Source organism: Cryobacterium sp. MDB1-18-1, assembly GCF_004402735.1.
Taxonomy (GTDB): Bacteria; Actinomycetota; Actinomycetes; order Actinomycetales; family Microbacteriaceae; genus Cryobacterium; species Cryobacterium glucosi.
Genome location: NZ_SOFR01000019.1, coordinates 1 through 16,583 on the forward strand (window position 1 = coordinate 1; position 16,583 = coordinate 16,583).

The 16,583-nt window shown below is 65.6% G+C and carries 16 protein-coding genes; 11 read left to right on the forward strand and 5 right to left on the reverse strand.

Annotation, left to right across the window (positions count from 1 at the left end; genetic code table 11):
* The coding region (locus E3O50_RS19590) for an HNH endonuclease signature motif containing protein (protein WP_166790981.1) at nt 1-469 on the forward strand (469 nt) is incomplete at its 5' end.
* Nucleotides 470-487: 18 nt separating this feature from the next.
* Here the strand turns inward: E3O50_RS19590 and E3O50_RS05285 are convergent.
* Entirely contained in the window at nt 488-808 is a 321-nt protein-coding gene (locus E3O50_RS05285; protein WP_134445759.1) for a nucleotide pyrophosphohydrolase, read from the reverse strand.
* Between the two features lie 204 nt (nt 809-1,012).
* Nucleotides 1,013-1,372 carry a VOC family protein gene (locus E3O50_RS05290; protein ID WP_134445760.1) on the reverse strand — a complete coding sequence of 120 codons (360 nt, stop codon included), beginning with the start codon at nt 1,370-1,372 and terminating at the stop codon, nt 1,013-1,015.
* Between the two features lie 48 nt (nt 1,373-1,420).
* On the opposite strand from E3O50_RS05290, the gene E3O50_RS05295 reads away from it, so the two are divergent.
* Nucleotides 1,421-2,005, forward strand: coding sequence for a YdeI/OmpD-associated family protein (locus E3O50_RS05295; protein WP_174774605.1), 585 nt, complete (start codon nt 1,421-1,423; stop codon nt 2,003-2,005).
* Nucleotides 2,006-2,026: 21 nt separating this feature from the next.
* Here the strand turns inward: E3O50_RS05295 and E3O50_RS05300 are convergent, their stop codons facing one another.
* Both E3O50_RS05300 and E3O50_RS05305 read right to left on the reverse strand, forming a co-directional pair.
* Nucleotides 2,027-2,608 carry a TetR/AcrR family transcriptional regulator gene (locus E3O50_RS05300; protein WP_134558814.1) on the reverse strand — a complete coding sequence of 194 codons (582 nt, stop codon included), beginning with the start codon at nt 2,606-2,608 and terminating at the stop codon, nt 2,027-2,029.
* Nucleotides 2,609-2,689: 81 nt separating this feature from the next.
* On the reverse strand, nt 2,690-2,920 hold the full coding sequence (locus E3O50_RS05305; protein ID WP_134445762.1) for a hypothetical protein: 231 nt from the start codon (nt 2,918-2,920) through the stop codon (nt 2,690-2,692).
* Between the two features lie 140 nt (nt 2,921-3,060).
* On the opposite strand from E3O50_RS05305, the gene E3O50_RS05310 reads away from it, so the two are divergent.
* A complete protein-coding gene (locus tag E3O50_RS05310; protein ID WP_134558815.1) occupies nt 3,061-3,705 on the forward strand; it encodes a TetR/AcrR family transcriptional regulator in 645 nt (214 codons plus the stop codon).
* Nucleotides 3,702-5,387 carry an MDR family MFS transporter gene (locus E3O50_RS05315; RefSeq protein WP_134558816.1) on the forward strand — a complete coding sequence of 562 codons (1,686 nt, stop codon included), beginning with the start codon at nt 3,702-3,704 and terminating at the stop codon, nt 5,385-5,387. The genes E3O50_RS05310 and E3O50_RS05315 overlap by 4 nt, the downstream gene beginning before the upstream one ends.
* Before the next feature lie 117 nt (nt 5,388-5,504).
* On the opposite strand, the gene E3O50_RS05320 is transcribed toward E3O50_RS05315, so the two are convergent.
* The gene (locus tag E3O50_RS05320) at nt 5,505-6,410 is read right to left on the reverse strand and encodes an ROK family protein (RefSeq protein WP_241975320.1); all 906 of its coding nucleotides are present in this window, start codon (nt 6,408-6,410) and stop codon (nt 5,505-5,507) included.
* A 406-nt stretch (nt 6,411-6,816) separates the two neighbouring features.
* Here E3O50_RS05320 and E3O50_RS05325 point away from each other — a divergent pair, with 406 nt between their 5' ends.
* The 7 genes from E3O50_RS05325 (at nt 6,817) to E3O50_RS05355 (ending at nt 16,561) form a co-directional block, all read left to right on the forward strand.
* The gene (locus tag E3O50_RS05325) at nt 6,817-8,946 is read left to right on the forward strand and encodes an alpha-galactosidase (RefSeq protein WP_134558817.1); all 2,130 of its coding nucleotides are present in this window, start codon (nt 6,817-6,819) and stop codon (nt 8,944-8,946) included.
* 26 nt (nt 8,947-8,972) lie between these two features.
* Entirely contained in the window at nt 8,973-10,289 is a 1,317-nt protein-coding gene (locus E3O50_RS05330) for an extracellular solute-binding protein (RefSeq protein ID WP_134558818.1), read from the forward strand.
* Nucleotides 10,290-10,291: 2 nt separating this feature from the next.
* A complete protein-coding gene (locus tag E3O50_RS05335; RefSeq protein WP_134558819.1) occupies nt 10,292-11,239 on the forward strand; it encodes a sugar ABC transporter permease in 948 nt (315 codons plus the stop codon).
* Complete coding sequence (locus E3O50_RS05340) at nt 11,236-12,150, forward strand: carbohydrate ABC transporter permease (RefSeq protein WP_134445769.1); 915 nt, start codon at nt 11,236-11,238, stop codon at nt 12,148-12,150. Before E3O50_RS05335 ends, E3O50_RS05340 begins: the two co-directional genes overlap by 4 nt.
* 113 nt (nt 12,151-12,263) lie before the next feature.
* Nucleotides 12,264-13,487 carry a histidine kinase gene (locus E3O50_RS05345; RefSeq protein WP_134558833.1) on the forward strand — a complete coding sequence of 408 codons (1,224 nt, stop codon included), beginning with the start codon at nt 12,264-12,266 and terminating at the stop codon, nt 13,485-13,487.
* Nucleotides 13,484-14,143, forward strand: coding sequence for a response regulator transcription factor (locus E3O50_RS05350; protein WP_134445770.1), 660 nt, complete (start codon nt 13,484-13,486; stop codon nt 14,141-14,143). The genes E3O50_RS05345 and E3O50_RS05350 overlap by 4 nt, the downstream gene beginning before the upstream one ends.
* Nucleotides 14,144-14,326: 183 nt before the next feature.
* Nucleotides 14,327-16,561 (forward strand): MMPL family transporter, encoded by a 2,235-nt coding sequence (locus E3O50_RS05355; protein ID WP_134558820.1) that lies wholly within the window; start codon nt 14,327-14,329, stop codon nt 16,559-16,561.
* Nucleotides 16,562-16,583: the final 22 nt, after the last annotated feature.

The window sequence follows — 16,583 nt, forward strand, 5'->3', positions numbered from 1 at the left end:
GGAAACCGGCGTCGTGCTCTCGATGGGACGCGACACCTACAAACCGCCCGCGGCTTTGAAGAAGTGGCTCGAGGTGCGCGATGAAACCTGCACCTTCCCGGGCTGCCGGCGCTCCGCCAAACGATCCGATCTGGACCACAGTGTGGAGTGGCAGCACGGCGGGGAGACCGACGCGATGAACCTCGCCCACCTCTGCCCGTATCACCACGCGGTGAAGAGCTACACCCGGTGGACGCCGAGACACCTCGGCGACGGCCGCATCGAATGGACCTCCCCGGCCGGGTACAGCTACATCGTCGAACCCTCCGCGGATATGAGACCACCCCGGAAACCCAAACCCGCACCGAAACNCGCGGATATGAGACCACCCCGGAAACCCAAACCCGCACCGAAACCACCGGTCCCGTTCGTGGATGTCTGGAACCTGGATCCCACACCCGAAGACCCCGACGACTCCACCCCGTTCTAAAGAGCTAGGCGTCTAGTCTCACAGGGCGTCATACTTCGTGCTTCGCCCCCGCGACTTGTCCACCGGATACTTCTCCCGCGTCAGTGCGAGCTTGTCGAGAATGATCTGGTTCGGATCAGCGCCGATCCGCTCGGCAAGAAGGAGGCAATAGGTCAGCACATCGGCCAATTCCTCCCGTACGCGCTCGGGGCTCGCCTCGGCATCCCACTGAAAGCACTCCAGCAACTCGGCCGCCTCGATGGAGATGCTCTTCGCGAGGTTCTCCGGCGTGTGGAACTGCGCCCAGTCGCGCTCGGCAACGAATGCCGCGATCTCGTCGCCGACGGAAAATTCGTTCATGTCGTCAACGTATCAGCCCCCCGCGAACCGATTTCGTTCTCGCTCTCGACTGCACTGGCCCGTCGTTCCGGCTAAATGACAACGACGAGCTTGCACCGCGGACACCGATGGCACGACTCGAGACCCTCAGCCGTGTCCACGCCGTCGGCGAGCATCTCGATGCCACACACGGGACACAGTGGGCCGTCCCCGTCGAGCTCCCACTCAGTCATGCGCGGCGGCCGGTCTGACCACGCACCACTCGTTGCCCTCGGGGTCCTGCAGCACCTGGAACGATCCGGCGATATCGTGATGCGCCTCACCGATCCGGCGCGCTCCGAGCTGTTCGGCCTGGTCCGTCGCCGCCGCAATATCGTCGACACGCACGTCGAGATGCAGCCGGTTCTTCACGGTCTTGGCCTCGGGTACTTTCTGGAACGACAGTTGCGTCCAGCCAGGAGGCAGGATGTACCACCAGGCTGTGTCCCGCCCGCGTGGTTCGCCGCCGAGTACGCTCGCCCAGAACGTCGCGAGCGCCTTGGGGTCCCTGCAGTCGATGACGACCTCATCAATGTGTCCGATCACTCCTCGATCCTATTCAGCGAGATCCGGGTGATCTCTACGATGGGAGCCATGGCGGAAAACTCGGGCAAGCCCATCCTGTTGTTCGCCACCGTGCGGGACTGGGAAGCCTGGCTCGAGGAGAACATCGATCACGCCGGCATCCGCTTGCAGCTCGTGAAGAAGAACTCCTCCGCACCGGGCATCGGCTACGACGAGGCACTCACGGTGGCGCTGTGCTTCGGCTGGATCGATGGGCAGGCCGGCACCCACGACGATGACTATTTTCTACGCGCCTTCACCCCGCGCAGACCCCGGAGCATGTGGTCCCAGCGCAACCGGGACCTCGTCGAACAACTGATCGAAGCCGGGCGGATGCGACCGACCGGGTTCGCGGAAATCGAGCGTGCCCAGGCCGACGGACGATGGGAAGCCGCCTACCGCCAGAAGGACAGTCCGGTCCCCGATGACCTCAAGTCCGCCCTCGACGCCAGCCCATTGGCCGCGGACCTGTTCTCGAGGCTCTCATCGCAGAACCGCTTTGCCATTCTCTTCCGCATCAGCGGTGTGAAGCGACCCGCGACCCGCGCTGCAAACATCGCCAAGTTCGTCTCCATGCTCGAACGCGGGGAGACGATCTACCCGCAGAAGCTCTGATTCAGCTGCAGCCTGCTGCGGCTAGAGAGCTGGCGCCACCGCGGACCGGACGAACACCAGGGTTCGCTCAGTGACCACGGGCAGCGAGGCGCCCGATTCGATCGCGGCCATGGCCGCCTGGAGCACGCCCCCGAGCAGACGGGCCGTGATGTTGAGCTCAGGCACCTCGAGCTCGCGCAGCGCCTCGATGAAGGGTGCCGCCTGTTCGCGGTGCAACGCGGATAGGCGCGCCAGGCATTCTGCAGGCAGCTGGGCTGCGGCGAGCGCCGCCACCGGCCGATGCACGCCCTCCGCCGCCAACCGCAACGTCACCCGGACGTAGACGTCGAGCCGTTCCGACGCAGACGTGACCGAGTCCAAAGCCGATTGGAGTTCCGCATTGGCCCGCGGGAAGGCATCCTCGATCACGGCGACCAGGACGTCCGCACCGGAGGAGAAGTACTCGTAGACGCTGGGACGAGACAATCCGGCCGCAGCACCGACGGCTGCAGGAGTGACGGCACTGACTCCCCCGGCGATCAGGAGCTCCCTCGCAGCGTGGAGGAGGGCTGCACGCTGGCGAACGCGATGCTCGGCAACGGTCGGAGCAGTGATCCTGGGCATACCCGTCCTCTCGCTCGGCACCTCGTCACTGTCCAGACTACGAGGTCTGCCCCGGGGCTAAGGATGCAGCGCGCCCGCAGGTCAGCGATCGTCCGGCGCCGGAATCGGCACCGTACGGTCCGCCTGCGCCTGCACCTCGACGTAGGTGTCGTGCGCGGTGCCGTGGAACGCCTCATCGTAGGCGGCCATCGCTCCCGCAATACCCGCACCCGTAGCACCGCGTCGCCGCGCACGGGCGGCGAGCGCGATCAGACTCGCGAGTACGGCAGCGATCCCGCCGATCACTGCGACGACCGAGAGTAGTTCAGGCATGCCTCCAGCGTAGAACCAACACGTGCCGGCGCAGTGGGCAGTCTCCGCCGCGTGCGGCATCCTGCGAGACTCCTGTGACTTTTTGCGTTGCACGCAATAATGCAACCGCGCAGTGTTGCGCAGTGTGCAATAATGCATTCATGAACAATTCTTCCGGCCTCGGGCTCCGCGAGCGCAAGCGTGCGCGGACTTCCGAGGTCATCCACATCGCGGCGGCAGAGCTCGCGCTCGAACGCGGGCTCGACGCCGCGACCATCGAAATGATCAGCGACCGGGCAGGCGTGTCCACCCGCACGTTCTTCAACTACTTCCCGACCAAGGAAGATGCCGTCCTGGGCATTGACGAGGTCGCCGTGTCGGCCGAGCTCGACAGAGTGCGCGGATGCGACGAGGATGTCTTCCTCGCCCTGTTCGATCTGATCACCGCGCTGTTCGAAGCCACAGGCGGCGGAATCAAGTCCGACCTCAAGCGCGACGTCATCCGCAAATACCCGCAGCTGATGACCCGCCAGATGGTGCGCGTCGCCGAGCTCGAAGACCGCCTTAGTGCGATCATCGCCGGTTGGCTGACGAAGGACGCACGCTTCGCAGAACAGAGCGAGGCCGAGCACCTCGACGAGGCCCGCATCATCCTCGGCGTCTCCCTCGCCACCGTGCGAATCACCATGAAGAAATGGGCGAGCGATCCGGATCCGACCACCGGGCCACCGGCATCCGCTGCCCCCCGAGAAACCTACGAGCGCGCCATCGCGACGCTCAGAACCGTACTGGAGAAACTCACATGACGACCGTCCTCACCCGACCCAAGCAAGCAGAAGAGGCAGGTGTTCCGTCGACCCGCAGCGTGCTGCTCGTCTTCGCCGGCCTGATGGTGGCGATGCTCCTGTCGTCGCTCGACCAGACCATTTTCAGCACCGCGCTGCCGACCATCGTCGGCGAGCTCAACGGCGTCGAACACATGCTCTGGGTCACCACCGCATACATCCTCGCCTCGACCATCGTGATGCCCGTGTACGGCAAGCTCGGTGACCTCGTCGGCCGCAAGTGGCTGTTCGTCGGGGCGATCTCGATCTTCCTGGTGGGCAGCGTCATGGGCGGACTCGCCGACTCCATGGGCACCCTCATCGCCGGCCGCGCCGTTCAGGGCCTCGGTGGCGGCGGGCTGATGATCCTCGCGCTCGCCATCATCGCCGACGTCGTTCCCGCCCGCCAGCGTGGCAAGTACTCCGGCATCATGGGCGCCGTCTTCGCCGTCTCAAGCGTCGCGGGCCCGTTGCTCGGCGGCTACTTCACCGACGGTCCCGGCTGGCGCTGGGCGTTCTGGATGAACCTCCCCCTCGGACTCATCGCGATCGCCTCCGCCGTCTTCTTCCTGAAGCTGCCCCAGCGCGAGTACAGCAAGCCCCGCATCGACTACGCGGGCATGATCGTCCTCGCCCTCGCCGCGACCAGCCTGGTGCTCTTCACGACATGGGGCGGCAATACCTATGACTGGGATTCGCCCGTCATCATCGGCCTGATCGTGGCGACGGTTGTGCTCGCCGGTCTCTTCGTGTTCATCGAGAACCGGGCAGCAGAACCCGTCATCCCGCTGAAGCTGTTCAAGAACCGCAACTTCAACCTCACCACCTCGGCCGGCCTCATCACCGGTGTCGCCATGTTCGGGGCGCTGGCCTACATGCCGACCTACCTGCAGATGGTCACCGGCGTCGGTGCCACGGATGCCGGCCTGCTCATGATCCCGATGATGGGTGCCCTGCTCATCTCGTCGATCGGTTCCGGCCAGATCGTGCCCCGTACCGGCAAGTACAAGGTCATCCCGATCATCGGCATGTTCATCACCGCCCTCGGCCTGTTCCTGCTCTCCACCCTGACAGCGACCACCTATATCTGGATCATGTGCGCCTTCCTCGCCGTGATGGGCTTCGGACTCGGCCTCTCGATGCAGATCCTGACCCTGGTCGTGCAGAACTCGTTCCCGCGGGCCATCGTCGGAACCGCGACGAGCTCGAACAACTTCTTCCGCCAGATCGGCTCGTCCCTGGGCGCGGCGATCGTCGGCAGCCTGTTCGTCTCTCGGCTGACCGACATCCTCTCGGCGAACCTGCCGGCCGGCGGCACGGGCAGCACCGGAACCAACTCACTCACCCCGGCGCTCGTCGCCGCCCTGCCCGAAGCCGCCCGTACGATCATCGTCAACGCCTACAACGACGCGCTCGCCCCGATCTTCCTGTTCATGGTGCCGCTCGTTCTGGTCGCCGCCGTGCTGCTGATGTTCGTCGTCGAGAAGCCGCTCGCCACCCACATCGACGAGGCGGAAGGCGAACAGTCGCTCAACAAGGAGATGCTCGACGAGTCGCTCTCCGTGGGCGCCAACCCGACAGCGGAGCCGGTCCTCTCGGTACGCACCGGGTTGATCCGGGTCGTCGACACGAACGAGGGTTCCGGCAGGCGGACCCGCCTTTAGCCCTGGGCCACACTCCGGGGTTGCGAGCCCTTCGTACCGCCCGCTTCTCGGGACGGGCGAGGGGCTCGCGCGTGTGCGGTGACGCGAGAGCGCGAGCCCCGCATCAACCGGTCCGATTCAGGCGAAGGATGCCTGGATAGCGACGGCCGCCGCTCCCCGCGCCCAGGCCGTGAATCCGGAGCGGTCGACGAGGATGCGCACCGGTACGGCGTCCGGGTCGCGATCGGCACGCGACGCCTCAAGGATGCGCGGCAGCTGCCGATCGGCAAGGCCGACGCCCTCGCCGGACAACACGATGGTTTGAACCATGGCGAGATTGGCGGTCGCCGCAATCAGGCGACCGAGCGACCGGGCCGCTGACCCGACGACCTGCGCGGCAACCGGGTCCCCCGCATCCGCCAGATCGAGGAGCTCGGTGTAGCCGACATCGCGTGCCAGCCCGACGCGGGCGCTGGCCGTCATGCTCGGAATCGACAGCATGGCGGTCGAACACCCGCGATGCCCCTCTGCACAGAGTGGGCCCGTGGGATCGAGGGGAAAATGCCCGCCCAGGCCCAGGCCGGTGTCACTGTTGACAACCGGTCGGTCGTGAATGACAAGCCCATAGCCGACCCCCGCACCGATGGTCAGCACCGCGAAGTCTTCTATTCCCTTGGCGATCCCGAACCAGTGCTCGGCCGCCGTGAGCGCAACGACGTCGTTTTCCACGACCACCGGGACGCCCAGTGCGTCGTGGAGCAGTCCACCCAGATCGACACCCTTCCAACCGAGGAACGGTGCCCGCTCCACCCAGCGCGACCGGCCCACCTGGCCTCCGACCGTCACGCCAATCGCCGTCACACCGTCCATTCCACCGACCTCCACCGTGGCCCGCACGATGTCCGCAACGACCTGGGATGGCTCATGGCCGCTGAGCTCGATGACGCATTCGGCTCCGAGGTTTGCCCGGAGATCGGTGGCCACGGCGAAGACCTCTCCGGCGGTGAGCTTGACGCCGATGAAACGCTGGGAATCGACACTCACATCGAGAGGCCGTACGGGACGACCGATCGACCGTTCGATCGTTTCGGGAGCATCGACCAGGAGCCCCTCATCCAACAGAGGCTTACTCAGGCGCGTGAGTGTGGCCGGCGAAAGCCCGAGCCTGCGGCCCAGTTCACTCCGCGTGATGGGGCCATGAATGAGTACTTCCCGTGCCAGGTCCCGCGCGGGGCCGGTGAGGGCGTCACTCCGATGCGCAGTCGTCACCGCGCCCTCCGCTCAGAATATGCAGCCGTCTCAACCGGCTCGTTATTTCCATTATGAATCATAATGACCGGCATTTTCACTCCCAAATGGCCTCAATCAGAGACCCGATGTCGAATGACTCCAACCACTGTGCCGGAAACTCGATCTTGACACTAGGTTATTTCCACTATAGAAATAACACATGCACCACGACAGCACTGTCCTTCACCTCCGCAACGGCGGTACCAGCGTCATCCTCGATTTCGACGGTGGCGGATTCCCTGCCGTTGTGCACTGGGGCGAAGACCAGGGTGACCTCTCCACCGACGAGGCCCAGGCGATCGTCGTGGCTTCCCTTCCGCAACGGGTCTCCGGTGGCCTCGATGAGCCCGCGCGCCTGACGGTGCTGCCTCAGGAGTCTGAGGGCTGGCAGGGCACTCCTGGTCTTCGCGGTAGCCGGCATGGACGCTCGTTCTCTCCGAATTTCTGCGTGACGGGGATGGAGAGCGGCCCGTCCGAGCTCGTCCTGCTGGCGATCGACGCCGATGCCGGTCTGACACTTCGTCTCGGGTTGGACATCGACTCAGCGGGTGTACTGAGCCAGGTGCTCACGCTGACCAACGCCGGCCTCGACGACTACCAGCTCGAAGACCTCTGCCTCACCGTGCCTCTGCCGGGCACGGCCGCGGAAATCCTCGATACGAGCGGCCGGCACCTGCGGGAACGCACTCCGCAACGGCACTCGTTCACCATCGGACGGCACGAACGTGAAAGCCGAAAGGGGAGGCCGGGTGCCGATGCCACTCTGCTGCTGTGCGCAGGAGCCCCCGGCTTCGGGTTTGAAGCCGGGCTGGTGCACGCGGTCCATCTCGCATGGAGCGGCAACCACCGGCTTGCCGCCGAAAAACTCGTCACCGGGTCGGTCTTCCTCCAGGCCGGCGAGCTCCTCGCGCCCGGTGAAATTCAGCTGGGTCCAGGACAGAGCTACACCACTCCCACGGTCATCGCCTCCTGGGGCCACGGCCTCAACGAACTGAGTGGGCGCATCCACTCGCGGCTCCGCGCCCGCCCTACGCATCCGGCCACCCCACGTCCGGTCACCCTCAATACCTGGGAGGCCGTCTACTTCGACCACGACCTCGATCGCCTGCTCGGGCTCGCGGATGCCGCCGCCCGGGTCGGCGTGGAACGGTACGTGCTCGACGATGGCTGGTTCCGCGGTCGTCGCGACGACACGAGCGGACTGGGTGACTGGTACGTCGACGACGACGTCTGGCCCGATGGACTCTCCCCGCTCATCGAACGAGTGACAGGACTCGGCATGCAGTTCGGGCTGTGGGTGGAGCCGGAGATGGTCAATCCCGATTCCGAACTCGCGCGAGCCCACCCGGAATGGATCCTGCAGCCCGGGGGCCGTTTCCCGGTTGAGGGGCGTCAACAACAGGTCCTCGATCTGTCGCACCCGGATGCACACGGCTACATTCTCGAGCGGCTCGATGCCCTCCTGTCCGAATACCCGATTCGGTACCTGAAGTGGGATCACAACCGGGACCTCGTCGACGCGGGAAGCACCCGCACCGGCCGGGCCGCGGTGCACGAGAACGTCGTCGCCCTCTACGACCTGCTCGACGAACTGAAGGCGCGTCATCCCGGGTTGGAGATCGAGAGCTGCGCCTCAGGCGGAGCCCGCGTCGATCTCGGCATTCTCGACCATACGGATCGCATCTGGACGAGTGACTGCATCGATCCGATCGAACGACTGACGATCCAGAAGTACACGGGCCTCCTGGTGCCCTATGAACTGATGGGCGCCCACATCGGCGGCCCGGTGTCACACTCCACGGGGCGCCGGCACGATCTCTCGCTCCGGGCCGGCGTGGCCGTCCTCGGCCACCTCGGCATCGAGTGGGACATCACCACCCTCACCGAATCGGAGTCCGCTGAGCTGGCCGTCTGGATCGACCTGTACAAGTCTCGTCGCCACCTGTTCCACACCGGCACCGCCGTCCACGTCGACCACCCGGATCCGGCCGTCGACCTCCGGGGAGTGGTGTCCTCCGATCAGCGCACCGCACTCTTCGTCTTCACCCAGGTGCGCGCGAGCTCCTTCTACCCGGTCGGTCCGCTCCGGTTCGCCGGTCTCGACGACGAGTCCCGCTATCAGGTCCGAATGCTCGTCGAATCATCCACCGGCCCGGACGCCGGCCAGTCGCCCCTGTCCTGGTCCCACCAGCCGCTGACCCTCACGGGACGGGCCCTGCGCACCATCGGCGTGCAAGGACCGGTCCTCTTTCCCGAACACCTCGTCATCATCGAGATCACTTCCGCCTGAGGCGGAACCAAGCGCAAGGAGGCGCAATGAGAAACACCAACCGCACCGGGCTCCGGCATCGCAGACGGATCACGGCAACCGCCGTGGTCGTCGCAGCCGCGACTCTCGTCGGACTCTCCGGATGCTCCGCACCCGATACCGGCATCGTCACGCTGAACTTCTTCCAGTTCAAGCCGGAAGCCGTCACGGAGTTCGCGTCGATCATTGACGACTTCGAGGCGGAGAACCCGGGAATCCGGGTTATCCAGAACTCCGTGCCAGACCCGGACACCGCCATCCGCACCCTGCTCGTGAAGGACAAGGTGCCCGACGTGTTGACCCTCAATGCCAACGGCAACTACGGCGAACTCGCCCGGGCGTGCATCTTCGCCGACCTGGCCGCCACCCCCGTGGCAGCGACGGTCAACCCCGCCGTACAGAACATCGTCCAGGCGCTCGGAACCTGCGCCGCCGACGGCGGGAAGGAAGTGAACGCACTCCCCTTCGCCAGCAACGCCTCCGGCATCCTGTACAACCCGACCATCTTCGCCCAGAACGGCGTCACCGTACCCACCACGTGGACAGAGCTTGTTGCGGCAGCCGAGAAGTTCAAAGCCAACGGCGTCTCGCCCTTCTTCTGCACCCTGAAAGACGCGTGGACCGCCGCCCCCGCGTTCGTTAACCTCGGCGGAACGCTGATGCCGAACGGATTCTTCGACGCCCTCCGTGCCGAAGGCTCCAACGTTTCCTCGGGCACAGTCTCGTTCCAGAAGGACTTCGCTACCGCGGCCCAGAAGGAAGTCACCCTGTTCAGCTATTGCCAGGACAACTTCGCGAGCCGCGACTACAACGCAGGCAACAAGGCCTTCGCGGATGGCGAATCCGCGATGTACCTTCAGGGCTCGTACGCAATTCCTGCCATTCGTGCCAACAATCCCCAGGCGAGCATCGGGTCGTTCCCCTACCCGGTCACCGATGACGCCGACGCCCGCGTCGTAGTCTCCGGTGTCGATGTCGGGATCGCCATCGGCCGGGACACCGCGCATCCTGCCGAAGCGCAGAAGTTCGTCGATTACCTCATGTCTCCCGCGGTCGTCACCGGATATTCCGAGGCTCAGAGCACGTTCTCGCCGTTGGCGAACGCCACCCCCAACACGGACACCGCCCTGGCCGGACTCGAACCCTATTTCACCGCCGGGAAGATCGTCGGCTTCATCGATCATCAGATTCCCGCCGCGGTGCCGCTCGTGAACCTCCTGCAATCGCTCGTGATCAGCGGCGATTCCGGAACCTTCCTGAGCGACCTGGACTCCGAATGGAGCAAGGTCGCGGCCCGCACGACTACTCAGAGACAGGGGAAATGACGATGACGTCGACAACATCAGTCCGGATCAAGAAACACCGGCCGGAACCTGCAGTATCGGCACCGGCATCCGCCCGGTCGTCGTTCGCCCGCACCCCGCGCACCTTCTACTGGATGGTGGTGCCGGCCGTTGTGATCTTCTTCGGCCTGCACACCGTCCCGGTGCTCTCTGGAATGTTCTTCAGCCTGACCAACTACGCCGGCTATGGCACCTGGGACTTCGTCGGGCTGTCCAACTACGTCAACCTGTTCCAGGACGACCGCGTGCTCAATTCCTACGGGTTCACCTTCGGATTCGCGATCGTCTCCACGGTTTTGGTCAACGTGATCGCCCTGGCCATCGCCCTCGGACTGAACTCGAAGATCAAGTTCCAGGCGGCCTTCCGCGGGGTCTTCTTCATCCCATACGTGCTGGCCATCCTGATCATCGGATACGTCTTCAACTACCTCTTCGCGAACTCCTTCCCGGCGATCTTCACGGCCATCGGGATGCCAGGTCTGGCCACGAACCTGCTGGCCAGCCCGGACTTCGCCTGGGTCGGCATCGTGATCACAACGGTGTGGCAGGCAGCGGCATTCAACGTCATCCTGTATCTGGCCGGCCTGCAGACCATCTCCGCAGACCTGTACGAGGCTGCGTCCATCGACGGCGCATCCGGGTGGCGCCGGTTCCGATCGATTACGTTCCCGCTCATCGGTGCATACTTCACCATCAACATGGTGCTGTCGTTCAAGTCGTTCCTGCAGGTCTTCGACCAGATCGTCGCGCTCACCGCGGGCGGTCCGGGCACGTCCACCGAATCTATCGCCCTGGTCATCTTCCGAGGCGGCTTCCAGGGCGGAGAGTACGGGTACCAGATGGCCAACGCCGTCATCTACCTCTTCGTCATCATCATTGTTTCATTCGTCCAGCTGCGCTTCCTGCAGCGCCGGGAGGCGAGCTTCTCATGACCGATACCCTGACCACCCCGACCGCGTCGCCGACGCCGAACCTGCAGGATGCCGGCATCGCGAAACCGCGCACCCGCCGACGCATCGACGGCGGCAACGGCGGCACCAACTGGTGGCTGACCGCACTCATCGCGGTGTGCTCGCTCACCGTACTCATCCCGCTGTACTTCACCGTCGTCACCGCCCTCAAGACGCCGGACCAACTGGGCGGCACCGGGTTCGAACTGCCTACGAGCATCCGTTGGGAGAACTTCGCGGATGCCTACGAACTCACGAACTTCCCGCGCGCCCTGCTTAACACGGCCCTGATCACAGTCGGTGCGGTCTTCCTCACCCTGCTCACCAATTCGCTCGTGGCCTACGCGATCGCACGCAACATGCACAGGAAGTTCTTCAAGGGGCTGTACTTCTACTTCCTCGCCGCGATCTTCGTGCCGTTCCCGATCATCATGCTGCCGGTGGTCAAGGAGACAGCGGTGCTCGGCATCGACACTCCCGTTGGCCTGATCCTGCTGTACACGGTCTACGGGCTGTCGTTCAACATCTTCATCTTCGTCGCGTACATCAACTCCATTCCGGTCGAGCTGGAGGAAGCCGCCCGCCTCGACGGGGCGAGCACCTGGACGGTGTTCTGGAAGGTGATCTTCCCGTTGCTCTCCCCCATGAACGCGACCGTGGGCATCCTCACCTGCGTCTGGGCGTGGAACGACTTCCTGTTGCCGCTGGTGGTGCTGTCCGACCCCTCGGCGCAGACACTGCCGCTGGCGCAGTTCATCTTCCAGGGCCAGTTCAACACGAACTACCCCGTGGCCTTCGCCTCGTATCTGATGGCCCTCGCACCGCTCCTGGTCGTGTACGTGATCGCCCAGAAGTGGGTCGTGAGCGGGGTCACCCGCGGTTCGGTCAAGTAGCCCGGGACAGCCAGAATCCCGGTGTGTCATGCGGCCGGTGTGGATCTACTGCGAACGCAGTAGATCCACACCGGCCGTCGCGCGTCCTCGGGTGGGAGGATCGACAGGTGACGATGTCGGCCTCCCCCAGAGAACTCGCCGCCTATCGACCCCGCTGGTACCGCAATCCGCGAACACTCGACCTGGCCGCGGTCGCGGTCACACTCGTTGCCGCGGCGACCGAATTCAGTGTCCCCCTGGCCAACGGCACGAGCCTCTTCGGATATCTGCCCCTGACCGTCTCTCTCCTCGGCGTCCTCGTCTCCCGACGGTATCCCTGGCCCGGCATCGTGATCGTCACCCTCACGCCGCTGCTCGCGGCCACGGTCGCCTGGGATCCGCTGATCACCTGGAACATTGCCGTGTTCACCGCCTTCTCCGTCACCCTGCGCGCACTTCCGGGCGTATGGGTCGGCCTGCTCGTGGGACCGACCCTGTATTTCGCCGCCGTGATGTACAACGGAATCGGTTTCGGCAGCCCGACCGCCTTCACCGCATTCGCGTTCGGCTTCATGGCCGCCGCCGCGGGAAGCGCGGTGCGCAGCCACGACCGCTATCGAAACGAGCTGGAACAGCGCACCCTCGACGCTCTCGCCGCGCGGGACACCGAGGCGAATGGCCGCGTCACCGAGGAACGCCTCCGGATCGCCCGCGACCTGCACGACGTGATCGGGCACGAGGTGGCCGTCCTCGGAATTCACCTGGGCGTCGCCGAAGTGAACCTGCCGAGCGACGCCGCCGTCGCCCGCGAATCCCTGCACTCGGCGCGCACGAGTGTCCAATCCGTCCTGCTCGAGACCCAGCGCATTCTGCACGTGCTGCGCTCCGACACCACCGAGGGCCGCGACTCCGGCGTCGGCTTTCGGCCGGCGCCGGACTTCTCCGGGATACCCGATCTCATCGAATCCTGCCGGAACGCCGGGGTCGATGTCCGGGCCGACCTCACCCAGGCACCCGCCGCGCTCGATCCCGAAGTGAGCACCGCTGCATTCCGGATTGTGCAGGAGGCCTTGACGAATTCCCAGCGCCACGGTTCGGGACCGGTCACGCTGAGTACGACCCTGTCCGGCGCCGTCCTCACGATCACGGTCTCCAATCCGAAGACCGTGCGCACCGCGAAGATCGCCTCCCCTGCGCGGACGCGGACGGGGGCAGACCTGGCCCCGCGCCGCGGTTACGGTCTCGTCGGAATGCGGGAACGCGCCGCATCGGCCGGCGGCAAACTCGTGGTCGAGGACCGTGATGACCTCTTCCGCGTCACCGCGACCCTCCGGGTCGACGGAGGCAGGATCCGATGATCCGGGTCATGATCGTGGACGACCAGGAGATGATCCGGGTCGGGCTGCGCGCCATCCTCGCCCCGGAGCCGGACATCGACGTCGTGGCGGATGCCGCCGACGGTTTCGAAGCGCTCCAGCAGATCGTCGGGCTGTCCGTCGACGTGGTTCTGATGGACATCCGCATGCCCGGAATCGATGGCGTCGAAGCCACCCGGCGCCTGCGCCTCGACTTTCCGCCCGAAGAACTGCGCATCATCATCCTGACCACGTTCGAAAACGACGAGAACGTCTTCGCAGCACTCCGGGCCGGCGCGAACGGCTTTCTCAGCAAGGGCATCGGACCGACCGAACTTGTGGCCGGGATCGTCGACGTCGCCTCCGGTGGCGGCGCTTTGTCCGCCGCCGCGACCGCGGCGCTCATCCACCACGTCGCCGAGGAACACCGCCCGGCTGTCGACGCGGCCATGGTCGATCGCTTCTCCGTGCTCACACCCCGCGAACGAGACGTCGTCATCGCCATCGCAACGGGGCGCGACAACGCCCAGATCGCATCCGACATGTTCGTCTCGCCATACACGGTCAAGACCCACGCCAACCGGGCGATGATGAAGCTCGGCGCCCGTGACCGCGCCCAGCTCGTCACCTTCGCCTACCGCGCCGGGCTCTCCGCGTAGCCGGCTCACTCCCACACCCGGTCTACTGCGCACGCAGTAGACCGGCCGATTCGCCTGGACGAGGTGGCCGAGCCGCCCCGCGGGAACGATAGGAAATGTCCCTGCCGCACGGCAGCATCCGCCTGGCCCAACCGGCCGACCGCGAATGCCCGGACGCCTCTCTTCGCGAGTCCTAGGAGCATCATGGCCACGTTTCTTTCCCTCATCGGGCGCTTCAGCGCCCGGCACAGACTGGTGGTGGTCGGCGCCTGGCTGCTGATCTTCGTCGGCCTCATCGGCACCTTGGTCGTTGCGAGCGGCCAGGGCTCCCCCGGAACGGCCTCCACGTCGATTCCGAGCACGCAGTCCTCCCAGGCGCTGGAGCGGATGAGCCAGGAATTCCCCGATCTGGGCACCAGCACGCCCTCCTCATTGCAGCTCGTCTTCCAGTCCGACACGGGGGCCGCCGTCACGGATGCCGCCGCCACCGCTCAGATCGCCGGCGTCCTGGCCGATGCCGCGACCATCCCGGACATCGCGTCCGTCAGCGACCCTTTCGACGCGCAGAAGCCGTACATCTCCCAGGACGGGAGCACCGCCGTTTCGACGCTCAGCTTCGGCGACCTATCCGCCGACCAGCAGAAAGCCTCCTACGAGGCAGCCCTCACCGTGCAAGCGGATGCCCCTGACGGCCTCCGGGTCGAGGTCGGCGGAAACCTGGTCCCGCTCGGCGCCCCGCCCGCGGGCATCGGTGAGGGCGTCGGAGTGATCGTCGCCTTCCTCGTCCTGATCCTCACCTTCGGGTCGCTCCTCGCGGCCGGGGTCAACCTCCTGATCGCCGTCTTCGGCGTCGGCGTCGGCCTCGTGGGCGTTCTCGCCTATGGGGCGCTGACCCCGATCGGCGACACGACCATCATCCTCGCGCCCATGCTCGGCCTCGCCGTCGGGATCGACTACAGCCTGTTCATCCTGACCCGGTTCCGCGCCGAGCTCCGCAGCGGCAGGAACGTCGAAGACTCCGTCGCCCGGGCAACGGGAACCGCCGGAAGCTCTGTGGTGTTCGCCGGCCTCACCGTCATCATCGCCCTGGTCGGCCTCCTCGTCGCGAACATCAGTTTCATCACGGAGATGGGCATCGCCGCCGCCTTCGCCATCCTCGTTTCGGTGCTGATGGCCCTGACCCTCCTACCGGTCCTGATGCGCACCCTCGGACGCCGGGTGCTGCCGAAGAAGGAACGCACCCGCCGCTCGAACGCCTTCGGAACGCCATCCGATGGTTCGACGGACGCGCAGTCCCCCACTCGGAAGGGGTTCCTCCGGCGCTGGGGGACGTTCGTCGTCGCCCATCCGGTCCGGTCGCTGCTCGCCGGCGTTGTCGTGCTTGTCATTGTCGCCGCCCCCATCCTCAGTATGAAGACCGCATTCAGCATCCCCGGCGGCGCCGACCCGACCTCGACGCAGCGGACCGCGTACAACCTCATCATCGACGAATTCGGCGGGGTGCAAAGCCCGCTCGTCGTGCTCGCCGAAGCCGACGGCGATATCACCGCCCAGACCGCATCCGTCCAGGACGCACTCGCCAGCCTTCCCGGTGTCCAGATGGTCGTTCCCGGCCCGATCAGCGCCGACGGAAACGTCGCACTCCTGACCGTGATCCCCGCAGAAGGCCCCATCGATCAGCAGACGAAGGACCTCGTCCAGCAGATCCGCACCGACGCCGACTCTGTGCCCGGAATCCACCTCGAGGTGACCGGAGAGACCGCGATCGGCATCGACCAGGACCAGGCCCTCCAGGACGCGCTGATCCGGTATCTCATTGTCATCGTCGTCATCTCCCTGGTGCTCTTGATCGTCATGTTCCGGTCGCTGCTCATCCCGCTCATCGCCACCCTCGGCTACCTGCTCTCCGTCGGCGCCTCCTTCGGCGCGAGCGTCGCCGTCTTCCAGTGGGGCTGGCTCGATCCCCTGATCCCGGCGCCCCAGGGCGACCCGATGATGAGCATCCTGCCGATCCTGCTCGTCGGCGTGCTCTTCGGGCTCGCCATGGATTACCAGGTCTTCCTGGTGTCCCGGATCCAGGAGATGCACAACACGGGAATGTCGCCGAAGCAGGCGATCATCGAAGGCTTCTCCCGTTCGGGCCCGGTCCTGGTGGCTGCGGCAACCATCATGACCGTCGTCTTCGCGGGCTTTGCGACGAGCACCTTCCCGATCGCCGCATCCATCGCCTTCGGGCTCGTGGTCGGAGTGATGGCTGACGCCTTCATCGTGCGCCTCATCCTGATGCCCGCAATGATGTCCCTGCTCGGCAAGGCCGCGTGGTGGCTGCCGAAGTGGCTCGATCGCCTCCTCCCGAATCTTGACATGGAAGGCCATGCACTCGACGAGCGCCCCGATTCCCAGCCCGACAAGCGGGAAGCCGTACTCGTGACCGAGTAGCCATTGGTGGGGCCGGTGCATG